Annotated in this window: 2 protein-coding genes; one reads left to right on the plus strand and one right to left on the minus strand. The window is 56.3% G+C overall.

What is annotated here, in order from left to right; genetic code table 11:
* Positions 1-317: DUF4158 domain-containing protein (locus KP705_RS16420; protein WP_215765023.1), on the minus strand; the 317-nt coding region annotated here is incomplete at its 3' end.
* Between the two features lie 156 nt (positions 318-473).
* On the opposite strand from KP705_RS16420, the gene KP705_RS21190 reads away from it, so the two are divergent.
* On the plus strand, positions 474-565 hold a 92-nt coding region (locus tag KP705_RS21190), incomplete at its 3' end, for a recombinase family protein (protein ID WP_308267646.1).

Raw genomic sequence — 565 nt, forward strand, 5'->3', positions numbered from 1 at the left:
TGGGCCAGATGGGATCGACGGGTTTCGTCACGACGTCCGTAATGGGACCAGAGCCCAGGGGACAGGTCGAGCTGCCGCGCAACAAATGACAGAATGGGAGCCGGTGGTGTTTCACCAGATTCCAGCACCCGTCCCGGCCAGCGCATGTAGAGCATGACCATCGTGAAACCCAATCGGGAGGTTTCTCCGCGGCGGGTTGCGATCAGATCGAAGTCATCCTGGCTGAGTGTAAAATGTCTCGTGATCTCGCGATCATCGACAGAAGGCTCGTAATGTCGGGCGAGAGCTTCACGGGTCAGAAGACGGCGCCGCGCCATGATCGGATGTCTCCTTCATGTGTCCGGAAGGGGATCGTTGGACGGACTGTCCCGGACAAGTGCAACACGTCATGGAATACAGCCGTGTGCTGTGTCTCATAAAGGTGGTACCATATGTTTTGCAGTCATGGGGCCTTATACGTTACACTTTCCCGTATGACACACATAATGATCGGCTATGCCCGCTGCTCGACGGACAAACAGGATCTCGCGGCCCAGCATCAGGAACTGCTCAAACTCGGTGTTTC

Origin of the sequence: Gluconobacter sp. P1D12_c (assembly GCF_018812105.1) — a bacterium.
Taxonomy (GTDB): Bacteria; Pseudomonadota; Alphaproteobacteria; order Acetobacterales; family Acetobacteraceae; genus Gluconobacter; species Gluconobacter oxydans_A.